The sequence below is a fragment of the Marinobacter sp. RI1 genome, from assembly GCF_041155085.1.
Taxonomy (GTDB): Bacteria; Pseudomonadota; Gammaproteobacteria; order Pseudomonadales; family Oleiphilaceae; genus Marinobacter; species Marinobacter nauticus.
Window position 1 is genome coordinate 1,839,584 of sequence record NZ_AP031605.1, and the last position, 17,550, is coordinate 1,857,133.

Below are 17,550 nucleotides of genomic sequence, written 5' to 3' on the forward strand. Positions count from 1 at the left end.
CGGCCGGTTTCAAATGGGGCAGTACGTGAAATCCTTTAAAGAAGGCTGTGCAGCCAACGACGAGTTCCAGACCGCGAACTCCAGTCTACAGAGCGGTGAGCTGGTGCGGGATCTTATGGAGCACCGGCTGAGGGTGCCATCTGTACCAGACGATACCCTGGCGAGGCCGAATCTGGATCGAATGATATGCCAGGCCTTGCAAGCCGGTAGACTGCTACAGCTAGAAGCACCCGGAGGTTACGGCAAGACTCACGCCCTGGTCAGTGCGCTGGCCAGTGCACCGGACGTGAATGTTCGCTGGATCTCCCTGAACGCCGGGGACAACGCTCCCTCCCGTTTTCTTTCCATACTTGCGATGGCATTGGGATTGGCAGAGGTACTGCCGCCGAATGGTGGAACCTTTGAAGACCATTTGACGATGCTTCTGGTCAATCGGGATCGGCAGGCCCGCGAGGTCAGAGAAGTACTGGTTCTGGATAATGTCCATCATCTTACCAACCCGGCGGTCAGCGGCTTATTGCACCAGTTGGTTACCCACCTGCCTTCGGGTCTTTCAGTTGCTATGGCTTCTCGGCTTCCGGTGCCCTTTGAGAGTCACACACTGGAATTGAATGGCAACTACACCAGGCTGGGTCCCGATATTCTGGAGTTTTCACGGTCTGAAACCTTTGAGTTTTTTGCGAAAGCGCGCTCCGACAGCCTGATTACCAGCGTCGCGATTGATCATTTATTCGGGCTGACTGAAGGTTGGCCAACGCCACTGGCACTGTATCGGCGGGAGCTGAAACAGGGCGGGGAGCGTAGGGCCCTGCACGAAACCCCTTCGGTAGAGCGTTTCCTGAAAGACTGTATTGCGGCCCAGCTGGGGTCCGCTCAGTTGAAATCACTGCGGGCGATTGCCGAGCTGGACAGCTGTTCGGATGAGTTGTTTTTCGCTATCGAGCCCTCCGTCTCAGAGTCGGGGATGCCACCGTCTGAGGCTGCTGACCGTGGTCTGCCCCTGAAGCCGGTCCCTGGCCGGGGCCGGTGGTATCGCCTGAACCCATTGCTACAGGCCTGGCTGCAAACCCCGGTGATGGGGGGCTACATCACCCGAATGCTGATGGCCAGCCGATGGTTCGAGCAGCGCCAGCAATTCCCGGAAGCATTAAAGTATGCGGTCCTGGCTGGCGATAGCGATGAGGTCGTGCGCATTGCCTCCGAGAGTACCGAGGCGCTGTTACTGGGCCAGGATACTGCCTCTTTGTTGAGCTTGAGAAAAAACCTGCCTGCAGAATTGCTGGAGCGAAGCGCCCGGCTGCGTATTGTTTACGGCTGGGTACATGCCATTGGTGGTCAGTTCCAGCAGGCAAAGCAGCTTCTTGAAGGCTTCAATGACCGGGACCGGAACGAGCATGAGGGCCGCATCTACGCTTTGAAGGCGTTTATATTGCGCGGTGAGGGCTTTGTGCAGCCCGCGTTGGCCATGGCAGACAAGGCGCTGGCGATGGGTAGTATGTCGACCCAGGCGCAGTTGGTGACTCAAATTGTTCGTTCGAGCGCGCTTTGTGCGGCCGGGTCTTTTCAGGAGGCTCGGGATGCCAATCGTGTTGCTTCCAAGCTGGCCCGCGAAGCTGGCGATTCGGGGTCCGAGGCCCTGGCGGTATACGCCCATGCCCGCATTGAACTGGGCAAAGGGGCACTGCGCCACGCGGAGCAACTGTTGCGAACCGGGCTGGATACGGCCATGCAGGAGCTTAGCCGGCCTGCACGAATTGGGGAAACCCGCCTGCAGCTGAATCTGGTTCTGGTGCTCTGGCATCAGGGGCGTCTGACGGAAGCCGATCGACTATTGGTCAACTGTGTCCGGCATGCCGAACAGACCCGTGATCTTGGGTTGCTGCTCGCCATGGCGTTGAGGGTGCTGATGTGTCGCGCCCAGGGCCGGATGGATGATGCCTTCGTCTGGGTGGGCCGGGCAGAGCGCACCATGCATACCTGGCAGGTGGATGAGAGTCTGTACGTACCGGTTCTGGAAGCGTTGAAGGCCAGCTGTTGGCTGGCTCAAGGCCAACACGACAGTGCGACGCAGGCGATCGCCAAACTGGAACCTTACCGTAAAGGTGGATGTGTTCCAGAGCTTTTCCCGATGATGCCAGGCCTGCTGGATTGCTTGCAGGTGCGGGCTGATATGGCCAATGGCGACCTGGTGAGAGCCCGGGAACATCTGGATGCTGTCTCAGAGAAATACGAGGGCGGCATGCCCTGGGGGCTGCAGCTGCATGCGGGTTTGCTGGATGCTGTTCTGCTGGAAGCCGAGAAAGGCCTTCCTGCCGCCCGGAAGAGGCTGGAGAGCGTCGTTGCCCAGGCGAGCCGGGAGCATTTTATAAGCCCCTTTGCAGAGCTTATGAAAGAGCTTGGCCCGTTGATGGACAAATGTTATCGCCATCTTGATAACGGGGACTTCACCGCAGCGCTTGGGCGGCTGTTTGGTTGTGAGCCCGTGGCACCGGCGGCAGACCCCCTGGCCGAGCCTATCAGTGATCGAGAGCAGGGCGTTCTGGAATTGATCGCCCAGGGGCTATCAAACCAGGAAATCGCCGACAAATTGCACATTTCGCTGCATACCGTGAAAACCCACGCCAGAAGGATAAACGCCAAGCTGGATGTTAAATCACGGACCCAGGCAATTGTCCGGGCCCGGGAGCTGGGGCTGCTGTAATACCGCAGCCCCGCAGGGATTATTCGTTAGCTGTTCTCGGCCAACAGTGTTTCAATTCGCTGGTCTTTCTCCGCCCAGATCTCACTTACCCATCTCTGGAAGTCGACCCTGACCTCGCGGTTGTTTTCGTAATCCATTCCAAGAAAACGCTCCGGCACTTCGCGGGTGCGAATATCGATCACGATCTTGCGCACCCGTCCGCACAGGTAGTCCCAGATGCCGGGTCGACCACCGGGATACACGATAGTGACATCCAGCATGGTATGAATCATCTCGCCCATGGCGCCAAACACAAAGGCCGTGCCGCCCGCTCTGGGTTTCAGCAGATGCTTGTAAGGTGAATTCTGGCGCTGGTGTTTTTCCGGGGTGAAACGGGTGCCTTCCATAAAATTGAAAATGGTCACTGGTGTGTACCGGAATTTTTCACAGGCGGCCTTTGTCGCTTCAATGTCCTTGCCTTTCAGTTCCGGGCGTTTGGCGATCTGTTCCTTGGTATGTCTGTGCATAAACGGGAAATCCAGAGCCCACCAGGCAACTCCTAACAAAGGCACCCAGATCAGCTGCTTTTTCAGGAAGAACTTCAGCAGTGGGATTTTGCTGTTCAGGACATACTGAATAGCGGGTATATCAGCCCAGCTCTGATGGTTGCAGGTGACAAAATACCAGTGCTCCTTGCTGAGTTCGTCCGCACCACGGACATCCCATTCCACCCGGTGGAGCAGATTCATCAGGGTGTTGTTGAAGCCGATCCAGTACCAGGCAATGGCATTCAGCACGATAGTGCACGCCTTACGAAACGGAAGGACTGGAACAATGAGTTTGGCCAGTGCTACCAGCAACAGTAGCGGAAGGAACAACAGGGTGTTGATCAGTATCAACAGCACCGCAAGGATGCCTTTTAGCGGCGCGGGCAAGAAATCAAGCATCGGAGAATCTCGAGTCTGTCAGGTTCAGGGATTAGCCTTCAAACGGGCTTACTTGGCCACCGGATCCACCGGGCAGGAGGGTCGTGTCCGGAATGGCGGATGCCAGCCGTTCAAACTGCGCAGGGGTCCGGTCACCCAGCAGGGTTCTGAACTCCTCGTCGTAGAACTCCAGATTGTTGTAACGGATCATGGCGCGAATCTCTTTTATATACTCTTCCCCACGCTCGGAATAGCCAAGCAGGCCTTCTGCAAGCTCCCACCCAGACAGGGGTTTCTGGGCATTGCGATCAGCGAGCCGAATATCCCGAACCGTTTGATAGGTGGGATGACGGTTCAGATTCTGAATGTAGGAGCGCACGGAGTAATAAGGTGACGGGAATTTTGCCACTTCGTGATTGGCACCTTCGATTCGACTCTGCGGAACCAGCCCGCAGCCCCGGGAGAAACACCATTGACCAAAGAGATTGTTACCTTCGGTCGCAAACCGGGAGGTCCCCCAGGCGGATTCATTCGCTGCCTGAGCCAGGATCAGAGACGGAGGAATGACATCGAGGCGTTTCCGAAGCAGGGCGAACTGCTGGTCAGTTCCGGCTTCAGCCTTAATTCGCAGTCGGTCTCCCTGGCTTGTTAGCCATGCGAGTTCATCTTTAGTCAGGGCTTCCTTTCCCTCAAGCGTGGCAAGGTATTCCCGCTCCAGCAGAATACGGGAATTGGCAAGCACTATCCTGGGATAGAGGTAAGAGAAGAACGCGACTTTCTTTTCAGTGGTGTCCTGATAGCTTGAGAAGTCCGGAAGACCCTCATTCGCCCAATTTGGAAGCGGTGGCAGAGAAGACAGCGTAACTTCGCCTTCGCCTTCTCCCGGCAGGGTGTTCTGACTTGCGGTTGGTGTGTAAATAGCACCCGCAACAGCAAACGCAAACAACGGCATCAACAGCATCAGCGCCCGGTTAACTGCAGTCATAAACCCCTCGTTACTATCGATATGGCTTGAATTATAACAGGTTATACGGGGCTGTCCGCGGTTCAGGTTTTAAGGCGCAGAGGATTCCTCAACAAGCGTTGCGAGCAATAGCCCGGTTTTCATTTCCGGGCCGGTATCGTCGCTGATAACCAGGAAGACCTGGTTGCCGGCCGCGGTATAGAAGCCGCGCATCTCGTATTCTCCGGCGCTGGTAATCGAAATGCCCCCTTCCAATGTTGTTGTGAAGCTGCCATTAAATTGCATCGGCAGTTCTTCAGGGGCCACCACCTCGTTGTCTTCGATAAGGTGGTTCACCATCATGGTTGTGCCCTCGAAGCTGGCAGAACTGTTCGCCAGGGTCAGCTGTGCATTGTTCACGTGGTAGAGCCGGTTTTCCTCCTGGGTCACGCCAACGATGGCGCCCTGTAACCGGTAGGTGCCTTCTGTCAGTGCTCCGTCTGTGAGCGTTTTTCCTGCCACCAGGAGGCCACTGCCCAACGTGCCATCATTGAGGTTAAAGGCCATCAGATCCTGATTTGGGGTTGCCGCCCCCAGGCCCATGTCGGGGATGCCAAAGTTGGGGTCGTTGAAGTTGGTTCGTTCGTCGATCTCGTTGCGGAACAATCCCAGCCGCCCCATATAAATATCACCCGAGCTCAGGCGGGAACGCCGGTTAATCAGATTCCAGGTGTCGTTGCTGGTATCGGGTGTGGCCACGCCACCGGAGGCGTCGCGGGCCAGGGTGAACTGGTCCACATTGGCGGTGCCGTTCAGAGTCTGACCGTTCGCTGAGCCGAATGCCCATTGACCATGTCCGGTTTCGAATGTTGCAGGCGCCCCATCGGCGAAGCGGGTGGCGAGGTAAGCCACGTTATAGGCCTGTCCGGCCATATCGGAGATCTGGAATGCCTCCGCACGTTGGAGGTGTAGCTCGAATACGCTCAGGTAGTGGTTTTCAAGAGTGTTCCGGCGTTTGAGCTTGCCGTTATCATCTTCCAGCGCGATCGCTTTGCCGCCGGTGAAATAGTTGGTCAGTACCCGGTCTGGCCCGCTCTGGTCACTCACCGGTTCGGAAGTAAAGGCATCCAGATAGTACGGGTTTCTGGTCCAGCCATTGATCAGGCTGCTGTTTCGTTTGGTGATGGTTTGGTACAGGGCTCTTCCCGCCAGCAAGCGAGCCGGTGTCTCGGTGGTCAGTGTAGCAGCACCCGGGGCACTGGAATGGCTGTTTCGTTCCCAGGTTTCGGTCCCGCGCTCGAAAAAGAGCTGCTCTGGAATGCCGGAATTATTCCGCTCGAAAAAACCGTGAATCTGCGTTTGGCGATCGTAAGGTATGTCCGTGGCCAGAGACGTGATGTTCAGGTTGAAGGCATCGAACGACGTGAGCGTCAGTGCGGGATACAAAAAGGCGCGGTTGTCCTCGGTCAGCCGCTCTACCTGAGCCATGCGTACGCCCCACTGGCCGGCTCCTGCCACATTGGATTCGCGAAACGTCTGGCCCAATTCCAGGCCGAGAAACACGGAGTTGTAATCCGCCGCACTGGCGGAAATACGGTCTGAGGATGCCTGGCCGAGCAGTGCGTAGTCCGCCATATCTGCTACATAGCTGGCAAAATCAGCCCGGTCGGCCAGGGTAGAGGTCGCTTGGGTAACGTTAGCGTTCTCCGGAATATCAATCTCAAAATCGTGTACCTGATCGGCAAGAGTTCCCCATACATACTTGTTCAGGCACGACGCGTTATCCACGCAGGCCAACACGGTCTGAAAATCATTGGTGGAGTACCGGCGCCAGAGCACCTCGGTAACCAGGTAATGGGAAAAGGGGTTCACCTTTACATCCCGGTCGGCGTCTGCTGCCAGAGCGGTCATCGTGGCGGTGCCATAACGGGCCTCAATGATCACATCCGGACCAACGGGAACGCCGTTGTCAAAGGTCAGGATAAAGTGGCCGTCCGTCCCTTTTTCAGTGGAGTAACGAACATCATCAAAGGTTTGTGCGCTGGTGTTGGTGCGGTAAACCCGAACCTGATCGGGAATCACAATACGAAGGTTACGCCGTGTTTGCTCGCCCTCAGGTGCCAGATTAACGGGTAATTCCATGGTAACCCGTACCTGATTTGGCTTCAGGCCCCGGGCGTTGCTGGAATCCCCGGTGCTGCCGGAACTGAAATCATCCAGCGCGTTCTGAGTGTTGCCAAACCGGTTGGGAATGTCTTTGGCGCCGTCAATCGCACTATCTCCGCCCCCACAGGCGGAAAGCAACAGGGAAGTAGCCAGTATGGAAGGGATTGTCAGTCTCATGAAAGCGCAGTCCGGTTTGCAAATGTCCGGACAGACTAGCAGTAATCAGGAGGGCAGGGCGTGAATGGCTGCACGAATCGGTCACCCGGCAAGGCGCCGGGTAACCGAGGCGAAGGGGTTAGAAGAAGATCTTGATACCTGCCAACACGCCCTCATCCAGATTCACATCTGGAGAACCGGCAAAATCCAGTTCTGTATTCAGGTAACGGTAACCGGCAAACACTTCCGCATTACGGATAACACGGTAGCTGCCCCGAAGTTCTACGCTGGTCATGTCGTCGGAATCTCCGAACGACAGAATGCTTGGAGCGTAGTGCAGGCTGCCGCCAAACGACAGACCGGGCACGGTCGGAATGTTCACCGTGGCGAAACCGCCAAGGCCGATGGCACCGCCATCAACATCGTCGTCATCCCAGCCGACGCCACGCATGCCGATGCCGGCAGTTGTTGGCAGATTCCCAAGGGCAGTGCGGCCCTGGGCATGAAAATCGGCGTTGATAATGTGGCGACTACCTTCATGGTAGGTGTATCCAGCACCCATTTGCAGCTCTTCCTGGCTGCCGAAGAAGTTAACCTGACCCTTGACCGAATCGTTGGTCAGACTCAGATCCAGGTCACTTGCCAGAACCGGAGCGGCGGCAAGAGAAAGTGCCAGTGCTGAGATGCGGGTAATCTTCATGTGTACACCTTTATTGCTGTCGTTATGAGAGCGTGGCCGGCGCAACTGCCGGTATATGCGATAGTTTCAACGTCAACGGATGTTAAACATCTGCCGGGTGGTTAACAACTTAAAAGCCCGTAAGTGGCTCGCAACCAACACGTTAGTGACGGGTAACCTCGCCGCCCTGGTCGAGATCATCGGGCGAGGCGTTTTCAGCGGGCACCCGATACTCCTCATTGGCCCAGGCACCCAGATCGATCAGTTTGCAGCGCTCAGAGCAGAAGGGGCGCCAGGGGTTGGTCTCGCTCCACTCCACGGATTTCTTACAGGTGGGACACTCTACATTCATGGCATGATTCCGGGCAGGTGACTTGCGGCTTCATCAGGATGTTGCAGAAGCCTGACAATATTGTTCCAGCACTGCCCGTAGCATTTCAAGGTTGACAGGTTTAGCCACAAAGGAATCCATGCCCGCTTCGCGGCAACGTTCCTCGTCTTCTTCCATGGCGCTGGCTGTCAGTGCCACAACCGGTACCCGGCTGCGACCATGGTTGGTTTCCCAGGCCCGGAGCTGGCGTGTTGCTTCGTAGCCGTCCATCCGGGGCATAACGCAGTCCATGAAAACCACATCAAACTGGTGCCATTGCCACAGAGAGGATGCGGCCTGCCCGTCGTTTGCCGTCATGACTTCGCAGCCCAGTTTTTCCAGCAATCGCCGGGTAAGGGTGCGGTTTACGGGATTGTCTTCCACCAGCAGCACCCGCATCCGACCGCAAGGGATTTCTCGCTGACGACTTCCGGCATCCGCCATGGTCTTCAGAGAAAAGCGGGTAAGAAACCGGCGTTCCTGTTGTGTGTCATGGGTAAACAGCTGGTTCAGGATCGGAATCAGGTAGGATTCCCGGAGAGACTTGCTCAAGAAGGCATCAGCACCGGCCTGGCGAAAATGCTCGGCGTCCCCTCGCTGGGGGTTGGAAGACAGGATCAGAAGCCTCATTTCGGCCCATTGGGGGTTGCTCCGTACCTGGCGGCACAGTAAATCCGCATCCATGTCGGGCACGAAGCCGTCCAGAATTGTAGCGTCGTAGGGAATGCCTGCATCGAAGGCTTGTCGCAGGGCGGTCAGTGCTTCCCCGGCTGACCGCACGGCATCAATATGAACATCGTACCGGGATAGCATCTCCAGAGTAATCTTGCGTGACAGCTCGTAGGAATCAACGACCAGTACCCGCCGGCCCTGCACCTGCCGAGAATCCGGCCGCACCTTGGCAGAGCCATCGGTCGCCTCCTGGAGTGACAGTTCAACCCAGAAAGTCGAGCCCTCACCCGGGCGACTCTCAAGATCCATCGAGCCGCCCATCAGATCGACCAGTTGGCGGCAGATGGTGAGCCCGAGCCCCGCACCAGGTAACTGACGCTGGAAGCGCTGACCAAGTTGAACATAGGGCTCGTATACCAGAGGTATATCCTCTGGATTTATACCAACCCCGGTATCCTCAACCGCCAACCGAAGGCGCACTTTGCCCTCTTTTCTGCCAAGAACCTCAATGCTGATCAGCACGTGGCCGGAATCTGTGAATTTGATGGCATTGGATAACAGGTTCAGCAACACCTGGCGAATGCGCACCGGGTCTCCCGTCAGCGCCCAGGGCAGGTTTTCATCCACCCGTACTTCCAGGGCCAGACCTTTTTCCCGGGCCCGGGAGCCAAGCATGTGAATCAGATCGTTCAGGGTTTCGCGCAGGTCAAAAGGAATAGCCTCAAGCTCCAGCTTGCCGGCTTCCATGCTGGAGATATCCAGCAGGTCATTGATGATGGAAGACAGGCTTTCCGAGGCATTGAGCAGGGTATTCACATACTCCCGTTGCTCCTGGTCCAGAGGCGTGTCGGTCAGCAAATTGGCGTAACCGAGGACAGACTGAAGCGGAATACGCAGCTCGTGGCTGACATTGGCCAGGAACTGATTCTTGGCGTGATTGGCCCGGATGGCTTCGTCCCGTTCGCCCTGGGTCTGGATGGTGGTCTGCCTTAAGGAGCGGGTGTCCTCAAGAATCTGCAACCGCATCTTGTTCAATGCCTGCTCCAGTTCGGAAAGCTCATCGGGCCGGGAAGGGTTGCGCCGGCGCAGCTTGAGAGGCTCAACAAGTGCATCCAGATTCAGCTTGGCCGCATAGTCCGCCATGGTCTCGAGGTGGCGGGACAATGCTACCCGTACAATCAACAGCAACCCCAATGTGCCCAGCATCACCACAATGGACTGGAACAGGAGATTCAGCAGGGCGCGATCGAGGATATCCTGGTATACCTGTTCAATGGACGAAACAATGGTCAGTTCCCCCACTCGTTGCGGACGGTCGAAACTGGAACGGTTGAATTCGAGGGGGAATGTCTGGGTAATTACCCGGCCTTCAGGGTAGGAACCGGTACTGAATTCTTCGCCGGTGGTCGTGATTACCCGTGCATAGCCAATAAAAGGCATGGAACGCATGTCGTCCAGGCTATTGGCTACTTCGCTGAAATTCATCACCCACAGGTTGGTGCTCATGCCGCCAGCGATAAGTTCAGCGGCGCGCTCCTGACTGCTCTGCAATTCCGATTTCTGGCGTTCGAATTCGCCAATCATCTGAACACCCGTTGCCACCAGTGACAATATCAGGCTGTACAGCAGCACCCACCCAAGCAACCGCAGTGCCAGTGGGCGCAAACCCAAACGCTTGAAGAACTGGTTTGAAGGCAAGGCACAAGTTCCCTGTGTCGACTACAAAATCACCAAGGTGCATCTTAACAGACGGATATCACTTCCACACGCATGATTGAATCTTCGTTCACAAATCGAAACCGAACGTTCTTGTCGAACAGGTTGGCTCCGTAGATTCGTTGTTCATCCCGTCCTCGGCGGAACGACGGGCGCGGGTCGTAACTGACGACGTCCTCAATCAGGGCGCGGAAATCCGGATAGTCGGCCTCCGGAAGCTGGCTTAGCTGGTCAGAGGCTTCCGGTGCAAAGGTCACCTCCAATCTGTCGGTCGGCGCGCTGTCTGCCCAGCCTAGTGATGCCTCCGGGACAGAATCCGAGAATGGCAGGTAGGGCTTGATGTCGAGAATCGGTGTGCCTTCAATCAGGTCGTGATTACTGATCTTCAGGACCAGTTCGCCATTCTTGCGAGCGAGCCCTTCGTTCCTGACGACTGACAGGCCAAGACTGTTCGGGCGAAAAGGCGAACGGCTGGCAAACACACCGATTTTCTTGTTACCCCCAAGCCTCGGGGGCCGAACCACCGGGCGCCATTCGGCGCGAACGGCTTCATGAAACTGGAAGGTAAGCCAGATATGGCTCGCTGACTCAAGGCCCCGGAAAGCGTCTTCACGATCAAAGGGACTTTGTATAACCAGTTCCGCGTGGGCATGGCGGGTAAGGCCGGGTTGCCGGGGAACGCCGAACTTGTCCTGAAAGCAGGAGCGAGTGATGGCAATCGGTTTGAGTGTCAGAGCTTCCTCGGCGGGCCGGCTTTTATGCAGTGGTCTGCTCATTTCTGATGTCATTCCCGGTCAATGGTGCCTGCAAAGTACATTTCGATTCGGAATACGATTGACGCCTGGTCGTCAAACCCGTCATCGCGCCGATACTCCAGGGCCGGAATCAGCTCCGCGAACAGCCAATTGTCATACACCCGGTAGCGCCATGTGATATCTGTAAAGTAGCTTGTGGTGCGCCAGGTTGGCTGGCTCTCGCCAAGCACGCCAATACGAGGGGTGATCACCGACCGGGTATTCAGACGTTTCTGCACGCTGTGAACATGGGCCCCGACAAATTCGCGCTCAGAATGAATCCATTCCAGCTCGGATGAGTTGTAGTAATGCCAGCCGTTACCCAGTGAGCGGTTTAAACCAACCCAACTGCGGGCCCCCCAGCCTTCGGTATGATAATAGTAAAAACGTTGCTGGGCATTGAGTGCCCAATCGTTGTCGATTTTCCAGCCCTTGCGCGCTTTCATACGCCAGAAGAGTTCGGGTGGCAGCCTCAGTCGGCCACCAATATCGGTCGAGAGGTTGATGGCATCACCGACATCGGTCAGAAATCTCAGGGCGCCGGTTGTTTCAGTGTCGGTTCGCTCTGGCTCTGTCAGTTGCCTGTCTCGCTCACGCTCCGCCAGTGGGATCAGTTCCTCGCTTTCACTCTCTACTACCAGTCGCAGTTTCTCCTCAGCGGTGGGTACATCAAGACGAAAACGCACCTCCGGTTCGAACTGGGCCAGGTCGCTGTACTCTGATTCTGCTGCAAACCCCAATCTCAGGTAGCTTTCGTTATTTGGCAGCGCCTGGGGAGATCCGGAGAGTGTCCGGTCTGCCCATGCGCCCAAAGACTGCACGGTTGAGCCATGCTGACGTTCCTGCCGAATAACCCAGTCGCTGACTCCCAGCCACCAGGAATCCCTGGGCTCTGCCCAGAACTCATCGGGTTTGAAGGTATAGAACGAAATCGGCAGGCGCTCCGGCGCCAGAAGGGCGGGCACCGAGATATCACGCATGGTGATAACCGGTTCTGCCGCTTTCGTGAAGGAACAAGCGAGGAGGCCGGTGGCAAGTGCAGTAAGAATAAGTGCGGGGCGGATCAGACTATGCTCCTTGGCTGAAATCCGCCAGAAAACGTTGGTGCAGAGCGTGTACTGAAGCTTCCACACGCTCCAGCGGCTGGGCATTGTCGATAATCGCATCGGCTTTTTCGCGGCGGGCGGCTCTGGGCATTTGGGCGGCGAGTATCCGCTCCACCTGTTCGCGGCTATTCCCGTCTCTCGTCATGGTGCGGTTAATCTGAGTTTCTTCCGGTACATCCACCACAACAATCCGCTCCACCAGTTCGTGCTGGTTGGTCTCCAGAAGCAGGGGAGAGACCAGCATCACGTAGGGTAGATTGTAATCCTCGGGTGACAGCTGGCGGATCAGTTCCTGGCGGATAATGGGGTGCAATAATCCCTCCAGCCAGCGTCGTTGTTCAGGGTCCTCAAACACTTTTTGGCGCAGGGCAGCACGGTCCAGTTCGCCGTTACCCTGAAGAATACTTTCGCCGAAGTGATCAGCGATGGCTCTGAGGGCTTGTGTGCCTGGTTCTACGACCTGTCGGGCGACATCGTCAGCGTCCACCCAATGCACGCCAAGAGCGCCAAACATGCGGGCAACGGTGGATTTTCCAGAGCCAATACCTCCGGTGAGGCCGATAACCGAATAGCGGGACATTCAGACTCCTAGGTACCCGAACCACAAGGCCTGGATTTCAGGGCCGAACCACAACGAGAGTAAGCCTGCAGCGGCCAGGTAGGGGCCGAAAGGAATCGGCACTTCACGTCCGTGTTTGCGGAATACCATCAGACTGATGCCCACTATCGCGCCCACCAGAGAGGAGAGCAGAATCACCGCAGGCAGCAGTTGCCAGCCCAGCCAGGCCCCCAGCGCCGCTAACAGCTTGAAGTCCCCGTGCCCCATGCCTTCCTTGCCGGTGGCCAGCTTGAACAACCAGTACACGCTCCAGAGCGAGAGGTAACCTGCCACAGCGCCCCAGAAAGCGCTGCCAAAATCCGTCAGCACACCAAAGTAGTTAAGCACCAGTCCAAGCCACATCAGGGGCAGGGTGATGCCGTCTGGCAGGAGTTGTGTGTCGAAATCGATCATGGTCAGCGCCACCAGCGCCCAGACCATCAGTAGTGCCCAGAGCGCGGTCTCAGAAGGCCCCAGCAGATAAACCGTTACGACGGAAAAAACCGCAGTCAGTGCTTCAATGATGGGGTAACGCGGCGAAATACGTGTTTTGCACGAAGAGCATTTGCCACCAAGCATTAGCCAGCTGATGACCGGAATGTTCTCCCAGGCACGAATTTTGTGGCCGCAGGACGGGCAGGTGGAGGCCGGCTTTGAAAGAGTTATCCGCTCTTCTGACTTGCGGTCGCCCTCCGGCACTTCCAGAAACTCCTCGCACTGGCAGCGCCATTCCTGTTTCATCATTTTTGGCAGGCGCAAGATGACAACGTTTAAAAAGCTGCCGACACAGAGAGAGACGAATATGACGACCAGATAGAGGAGCCAGGGGGTGGACAGGATGGTTTCTAGGGGGAGCATTCAGAGACTCAATTAAATCTTTGTTTTGACCCCTCTCCCTCGAGGAGAGGGGTACGAAGGTTGGGATTAGCCGACGACCTGGCCCATCTGGAAGATTGGGAGGTACATACCAATGATCAAACCACCAACCAGAACACCCAGAACGGCCATAATCATCGGTTCCATTAGCGCAGTCAGGTTGTCGACCATGTCGTCAACAACTCCTTCATAGTGCTCAGCTACTTTTGCGAGCATTGCGTCCAAGTTGCCTGACTCTTCGCCGATGGCTGTAAGCTGGACAGCCATAACTGGGAAAACGCCTTGCTGGCGCATGGATGCTTGTAGTTGTGTACCACTGGAAACATCATTTTTGATGTTCATGACAGCATCGCGGTAAACGGCATTGCCGGTGGCGCCCGCTACGGAATCTAATGCATCCACTAGAGGAACGCCCGCTGCGAAAGTTGTTGATAAAACTCGGCCGAACTTTGCTACGGCTGACTTGTCCAGTATTTCACCAACTACAGGTAGCTTCAGAGTGTATTTGTCTACCACGTCTGAGAACTTACCAGATCGTCTCTTGGCCTCCTTGAAAAGGAATATTGTTCCGACGATGCCAAGGAGAACTATGAACCACCATTTTTGCATCCACTCTGAAATATTGATTATAAATTGAGTGAACACGGGCAACTCCGCTCCAAAGCCTTCGAACAAAGTTTCGAATTGCGGCACGACCTTCACCAGCAAAATAGCGGTTACAACGATTGCAACCACTATTACTGCTATAGGATAGGTCATAGCCTTCTTGACCTTCTTTTTAAGGAGTTCTGTCTTTTCGAGGTAAGTGGCTATCCTGTCAAGCATTTGCTCAAGTGCGCCGGCCTTTTCGCCTGAATCGACCAGGTTGCAGTATAAGTCATCGAAGTACTTTGGGTGTTTCCGGAGAGCAGAAGCGAATCCAGTACCGGATGAAATGTCGTTTCGGATGCTCATAACGAGCTCCTGCAAGCCCTTGTTTTCTAGACCGTCAGCAACAATGTCGAAGCTTTGAACCAGGGGTACCCCAGCTTTCATCATCGTTGCCAACTGCCGCGTCAGCATTGCAATATCAAACGGAGATATTTTCTTGCTGCCGCCGAAGAGAGGTTTCGGCTTCTTTTTAACTTTGTCTGGAATAATCCCTTGCTTGCGCAATTGGGCTTTTACTAAAGCCATGTTCGAACCGGAAAGTTCGCCTTTAGCTTTGTTGCCTTTACGGTCTTTACCTTCCCAGATGTATGATTCCAGCTTCTGCGCTTTTTCTGCCATGCTTAATCCTTCGTCACACGGTTGGCTTCTTCAAGGCTGGTCACGCCCTCAATAACCTTGAGAAGTGCCGATTGCCTGAGGTTTCGGAAGCCTTCCGCCTGAGCCTGCTTTGCAATTTTGATGGAGCTGGCCTCTTCCATAATCATACTTGCCAGCTCGTCGGTAATCTTGACCACCTCGTAAATACCAACGCGGCCTTTATATCCACCATTGCATTTATCACAGCCCTTAGGGCGGTACAACGTGAAGCCTGTATCAATTTGTTCTTGTGTGAACCCTTCCTTCAAAAGCACGTCTTTAGGCACATCGGCGGGTTGTTTGCAGCTACTGCAGAGCCTTCGACCCAAGCGCTGGGCAATGATCAGGCTGACCGATGTGGCTATGTTAAAAGCGGGCACCCCCATGTTCATCATACGGGTGAGTGTCTCGGCTGCGCTGTTCGTGTGCAGCGTGGAAAGAACCAGGTGTCCGGTCTGCGCCGCTTTGATTGCGATGTTGGCAGTTTCCAGATCCCGGATCTCACCCACCATGATCACGTCCGGATCTTGCCGGAGGAAGGCGCGCAGTGCCTCGGCAAATCCAAGTCCTACACGGTTGTTTACGTTTACCTGATTGATGCCTTCCAGGTTGATCTCTGCCGGATCTTCTGCCGTCGATATATTGATACCTGGGGTGTTCAGAATGTTAAGGCCGGTGTAAAGCGAGACGGTCTTACCTGAACCAGTCGGCCCTGTAACCAGAATCATACCTTGAGGCTGGGCCAGGGCATCCATATAAAGCTGTTTCTGGTCTTCTTCGTATCCGAGCACGTCAATGCCAAGTTTTGCCTGACTGGGATCAAGAATCCGAAGAACGATTTTTTCGCCCCAAAGGGTTGGCAGGGTGTTTACACGGAAATCGATCGCTTTGGTTTTGGACAGCTTCATTTTGATCCGGCCGTCCTGCGGTACCCTGCGCTCAGAAATATCTAGCTGAGCCATGATCTTTACCCGGGCCGAGATCTTTGGTGCCAATTTAATAGAAGGCCGTGAAACCTCTTTCAATATGCCGTCGGTACGGTAGCGCACACGATAAACTTTTTCGTAAGGTTCAAAATGAATATCTGACGCACCACCACGAATGGCATCCAAAAGCATTTTGTTTACATATTTAACAATCGGCGCATCGTCAATGTCTGTAGCAGATACGGCGCCATCGTCATCCTCGCCTTCACCGCTTTCTGTTTCAACGCCCTCCAGATCGGCATCGTCCAGATCACCCATTGTCGTGTCCTGGGATTCCAGGTACTTATCAATAGCCGCGCGTAGCTTTGAGTCATCAACTAGAATGGCATCTGTACTCAGGCCAGTATTGAATTTAATCTCATCCAAAGCTTGGATATTGGTGGGGTCAGAAACCGCAATGAAAAGCCGATTGCCCCTTTTGTAAAGAGGGAGGGCGTTATGCTTTCGAACCAACTTTTCGTCGACTACCTTCTCCGGCATCATTTCCGGGAGGAATGAATCCAGATCCAGTACCGAAACACCGAATTCCATCGCGGCAGAAAAGGCAAGCCTGGAACTGTCGGCAAGTTGATTTTGAGTCAAATAAGTAATCAGTGGAATTCGGTTCTGGGACGCTTGGATGAATGCGTCTTTTGCGGTTTCCTCGTCCAGAAGGCCGTCATCTACAAAGCGGCGGGCAAGGCCCGTCAAGGTCACGTTTCGGTTGCTGGTCGCCATAAATGCTCTGAGAAAAATCGTCTAAGTGGCTGAATCGCGTGTTTATACCCACAGAGTTTAGATGTGTGCTTGGCGTTTGGAAAGCGGAGCCGGTCTCAGACTTGATGTTTCTCATAGACCTGTAGCGTTCATCGGCTGGTCGAAATGGCGCGCCTAAGTGACAAAAAACGTCACTCTGAGACCGCGGGCGCCAACCTGATTTGCTTTGCCTGTCGCTGATTGGTATCGCCAAGGTTTGTAACCTGTTGTGAATCGGTTATTTTTAACAACATCTTGCAATTGGCATGAACGATGCTTAACTTGTTGCAAGCTCAATGTGGTGAAAGGGCAAGGCTCCACCGCCCCAGAGCTGAAAAAGTGAAACGACAACTCTAGAGGTCGACAAAATGCAGAAAATCCAAATGAACAAAGGCCAGCAGGGCTTCACTCTCATCGAACTGATGATTGTTGTGGCAATTATCGGTATTCTGGCTGCAGTAGCTATTCCCGCTTACCAAGATTATATTACTCGTAGCCAAGTGTCTGAAGCTTCTGCTTTGACTGGCGGTCTGAAGGCTCCTCTTTCAGAGTACGGCGCTGATAAAGGTGCATGGCCGTCTGGTTTGGTTGGGCCTACTGCAACCCCGTCTGCTGGCCAGCTGAATGCAACTCTGATTGGCAAGTACGGTACTGTGACTACTACTATTGGTGGTTCCTACCCGACTGGTACAGTAACCTTCACCATGACAACTGGTATGGCTAGCGGCGGTACCTTCCAGATGGTTACCAACGACGGCGGTGCGTCTTGGGCCTGTGGTACAGCTACTGTTAACGGTATCACTGCCAGCTCAACTATTGATCCGAAGTATCTGCCGAACGCTTGTAAGCCTTAATGGCTT

14 protein-coding genes are annotated in these 17,550 nt (G+C 55.0%); 2 read left to right on the plus strand and 12 right to left on the minus strand.

Going from position 1 to position 17,550, the window contains the following annotated elements:
- Window positions 1–25 precede the first annotated feature (25 nt).
- Window positions 26–2,701: a LuxR C-terminal-related transcriptional regulator gene (locus ACAM27_RS08305; protein ID WP_369612820.1), complete on the plus strand. Its 2,676-nt coding sequence runs from the start codon at window positions 26–28 to the stop codon at window positions 2,699–2,701.
- Between the two features lie 26 nt (window positions 2,702–2,727).
- On the opposite strand, the gene ACAM27_RS08310 is transcribed toward ACAM27_RS08305, so the two are convergent.
- From ACAM27_RS08310 to pilB, 12 genes are all read right to left on the minus strand, one after another.
- On the minus strand, window positions 2,728–3,627 hold the full coding sequence (locus ACAM27_RS08310; protein ID WP_222562321.1) for an acyltransferase: 900 nt from the start codon (window positions 3,625–3,627) through the stop codon (window positions 2,728–2,730).
- Between the two features lie 31 nt (window positions 3,628–3,658).
- Complete coding sequence (locus ACAM27_RS08315; protein WP_222562322.1) at window positions 3,659–4,591, minus strand: glucosaminidase domain-containing protein; 933 nt, start codon at window positions 4,589–4,591, stop codon at window positions 3,659–3,661.
- A 69-nt stretch (window positions 4,592–4,660) separates the two neighbouring features.
- A complete protein-coding gene (locus ACAM27_RS08320) occupies window positions 4,661–6,892 on the minus strand; it encodes a hypothetical protein (protein ID WP_222562323.1) in 2,232 nt (743 codons plus the stop codon).
- Window positions 6,893–7,010: 118 nt separating this feature from the next.
- Window positions 7,011–7,571, minus strand: coding sequence for a YfaZ family outer membrane protein (locus ACAM27_RS08325; RefSeq protein ID WP_023009053.1), 561 nt, complete (start codon window positions 7,569–7,571; stop codon window positions 7,011–7,013).
- A gap of 142 nt (window positions 7,572–7,713) precedes the next feature.
- On the minus strand, window positions 7,714–7,902 hold the full coding sequence (yacG, locus tag ACAM27_RS08330) for a DNA gyrase inhibitor YacG (protein ID WP_011786133.1): 189 nt from the start codon (window positions 7,900–7,902) through the stop codon (window positions 7,714–7,716).
- A 33-nt stretch (window positions 7,903–7,935) separates the two neighbouring features.
- Window positions 7,936–10,290: a response regulator gene (locus ACAM27_RS08335; RefSeq protein WP_121207110.1), complete on the minus strand. Its 2,355-nt coding sequence runs from the start codon at window positions 10,288–10,290 to the stop codon at window positions 7,936–7,938.
- Window positions 10,291–10,334: 44 nt separating this feature from the next.
- Window positions 10,335–11,084, minus strand: coding sequence for a tRNA (N6-threonylcarbamoyladenosine(37)-N6)-methyltransferase TrmO (gene tsaA, locus ACAM27_RS08340; protein WP_153741130.1), 750 nt, complete (start codon window positions 11,082–11,084; stop codon window positions 10,335–10,337).
- A gap of 8 nt (window positions 11,085–11,092) precedes the next feature.
- Window positions 11,093–12,082, minus strand: coding sequence for a hypothetical protein (locus tag ACAM27_RS08345; protein WP_369612821.1), 990 nt, complete (start codon window positions 12,080–12,082; stop codon window positions 11,093–11,095).
- 88 nt (window positions 12,083–12,170) lie between these two features.
- Window positions 12,171–12,788 (minus strand): dephospho-CoA kinase, encoded by a 618-nt coding sequence (coaE, locus tag ACAM27_RS08350; RefSeq protein WP_369612822.1) that lies wholly within the window; start codon window positions 12,786–12,788, stop codon window positions 12,171–12,173.
- Window positions 12,789–13,664 carry an A24 family peptidase gene (locus ACAM27_RS08355; RefSeq protein ID WP_369612823.1) on the minus strand — a complete coding sequence of 292 codons (876 nt, stop codon included), beginning with the start codon at window positions 13,662–13,664 and terminating at the stop codon, window positions 12,789–12,791.
- Between the two features lie 66 nt (window positions 13,665–13,730).
- Window positions 13,731–14,951, minus strand: a complete 1,221-nt coding sequence (locus ACAM27_RS08360; RefSeq protein WP_222179186.1) for a type II secretion system F family protein — start codon at window positions 14,949–14,951, stop codon at window positions 13,731–13,733.
- 2 nt (window positions 14,952–14,953) lie between these two features.
- On the minus strand, window positions 14,954–16,672 hold the full coding sequence (pilB, locus tag ACAM27_RS08365; RefSeq protein ID WP_369612824.1) for a type IV-A pilus assembly ATPase PilB: 1,719 nt from the start codon (window positions 16,670–16,672) through the stop codon (window positions 14,954–14,956).
- A gap of 386 nt (window positions 16,673–17,058) precedes the next feature.
- Here pilB and ACAM27_RS08370 point away from each other — a divergent pair, with 386 nt between their 5' ends.
- Window positions 17,059–17,544: a pilin gene (locus ACAM27_RS08370; protein ID WP_369612825.1), complete on the plus strand. Its 486-nt coding sequence runs from the start codon at window positions 17,059–17,061 to the stop codon at window positions 17,542–17,544.
- Window positions 17,545–17,550 lie beyond the last annotated feature (6 nt).

What these genes read in the sequence shown, in the direction of transcription:
- ACAM27_RS08360 (WP_222179186.1), bottom strand. Translation starts at nt 14,951, where the DNA reads ATGGCAGAAAAAGCGCAGAAGCTGGAATCATACATCTGGGAAGGTAAA.
- ACAM27_RS08320 (WP_222562323.1), bottom strand. Translation starts at nt 6,892, where the DNA reads ATGAGACTGACAATCCCTTCCATACTGGCTACTTCCCTGTTGCTTTCC.
- ACAM27_RS08310 (WP_222562321.1), bottom strand. Translation starts at nt 3,627, where the DNA reads ATGCTTGATTTCTTGCCCGCGCCGCTAAAAGGCATCCTTGCGGTGCTG.
- ACAM27_RS08355 (WP_369612823.1), bottom strand. Translation starts at nt 13,664, where the DNA reads ATGCTCCCCCTAGAAACCATCCTGTCCACCCCCTGGCTCCTCTATCTG.
- tsaA (WP_153741130.1), bottom strand. Translation starts at nt 11,084, where the DNA reads ATGAGCAGACCACTGCATAAAAGCCGGCCCGCCGAGGAAGCTCTGACA.
- ACAM27_RS08315 (WP_222562322.1), bottom strand. Translation starts at nt 4,591, where the DNA reads ATGACTGCAGTTAACCGGGCGCTGATGCTGTTGATGCCGTTGTTTGCG.
- yacG (WP_011786133.1), bottom strand. Translation starts at nt 7,902, where the DNA reads ATGAATGTAGAGTGTCCCACCTGTAAGAAATCCGTGGAGTGGAGCGAG.
- ACAM27_RS08370 (WP_369612825.1), top strand. Translation starts at nt 17,059, where the DNA reads ATGCAGAAAATCCAAATGAACAAAGGCCAGCAGGGCTTCACTCTCATC.
- coaE (WP_369612822.1), bottom strand. Translation starts at nt 12,788, where the DNA reads ATGTCCCGCTATTCGGTTATCGGCCTCACCGGAGGTATTGGCTCTGGA.
- ACAM27_RS08345 (WP_369612821.1), bottom strand. Translation starts at nt 12,082, where the DNA reads ATGCGTGATATCTCGGTGCCCGCCCTTCTGGCGCCGGAGCGCCTGCCG.
- pilB (WP_369612824.1), bottom strand. Translation starts at nt 16,672, where the DNA reads ATGGCGACCAGCAACCGAAACGTGACCTTGACGGGCCTTGCCCGCCGC.
- ACAM27_RS08325 (WP_023009053.1), bottom strand. Translation starts at nt 7,571, where the DNA reads ATGAAGATTACCCGCATCTCAGCACTGGCACTTTCTCTTGCCGCCGCT.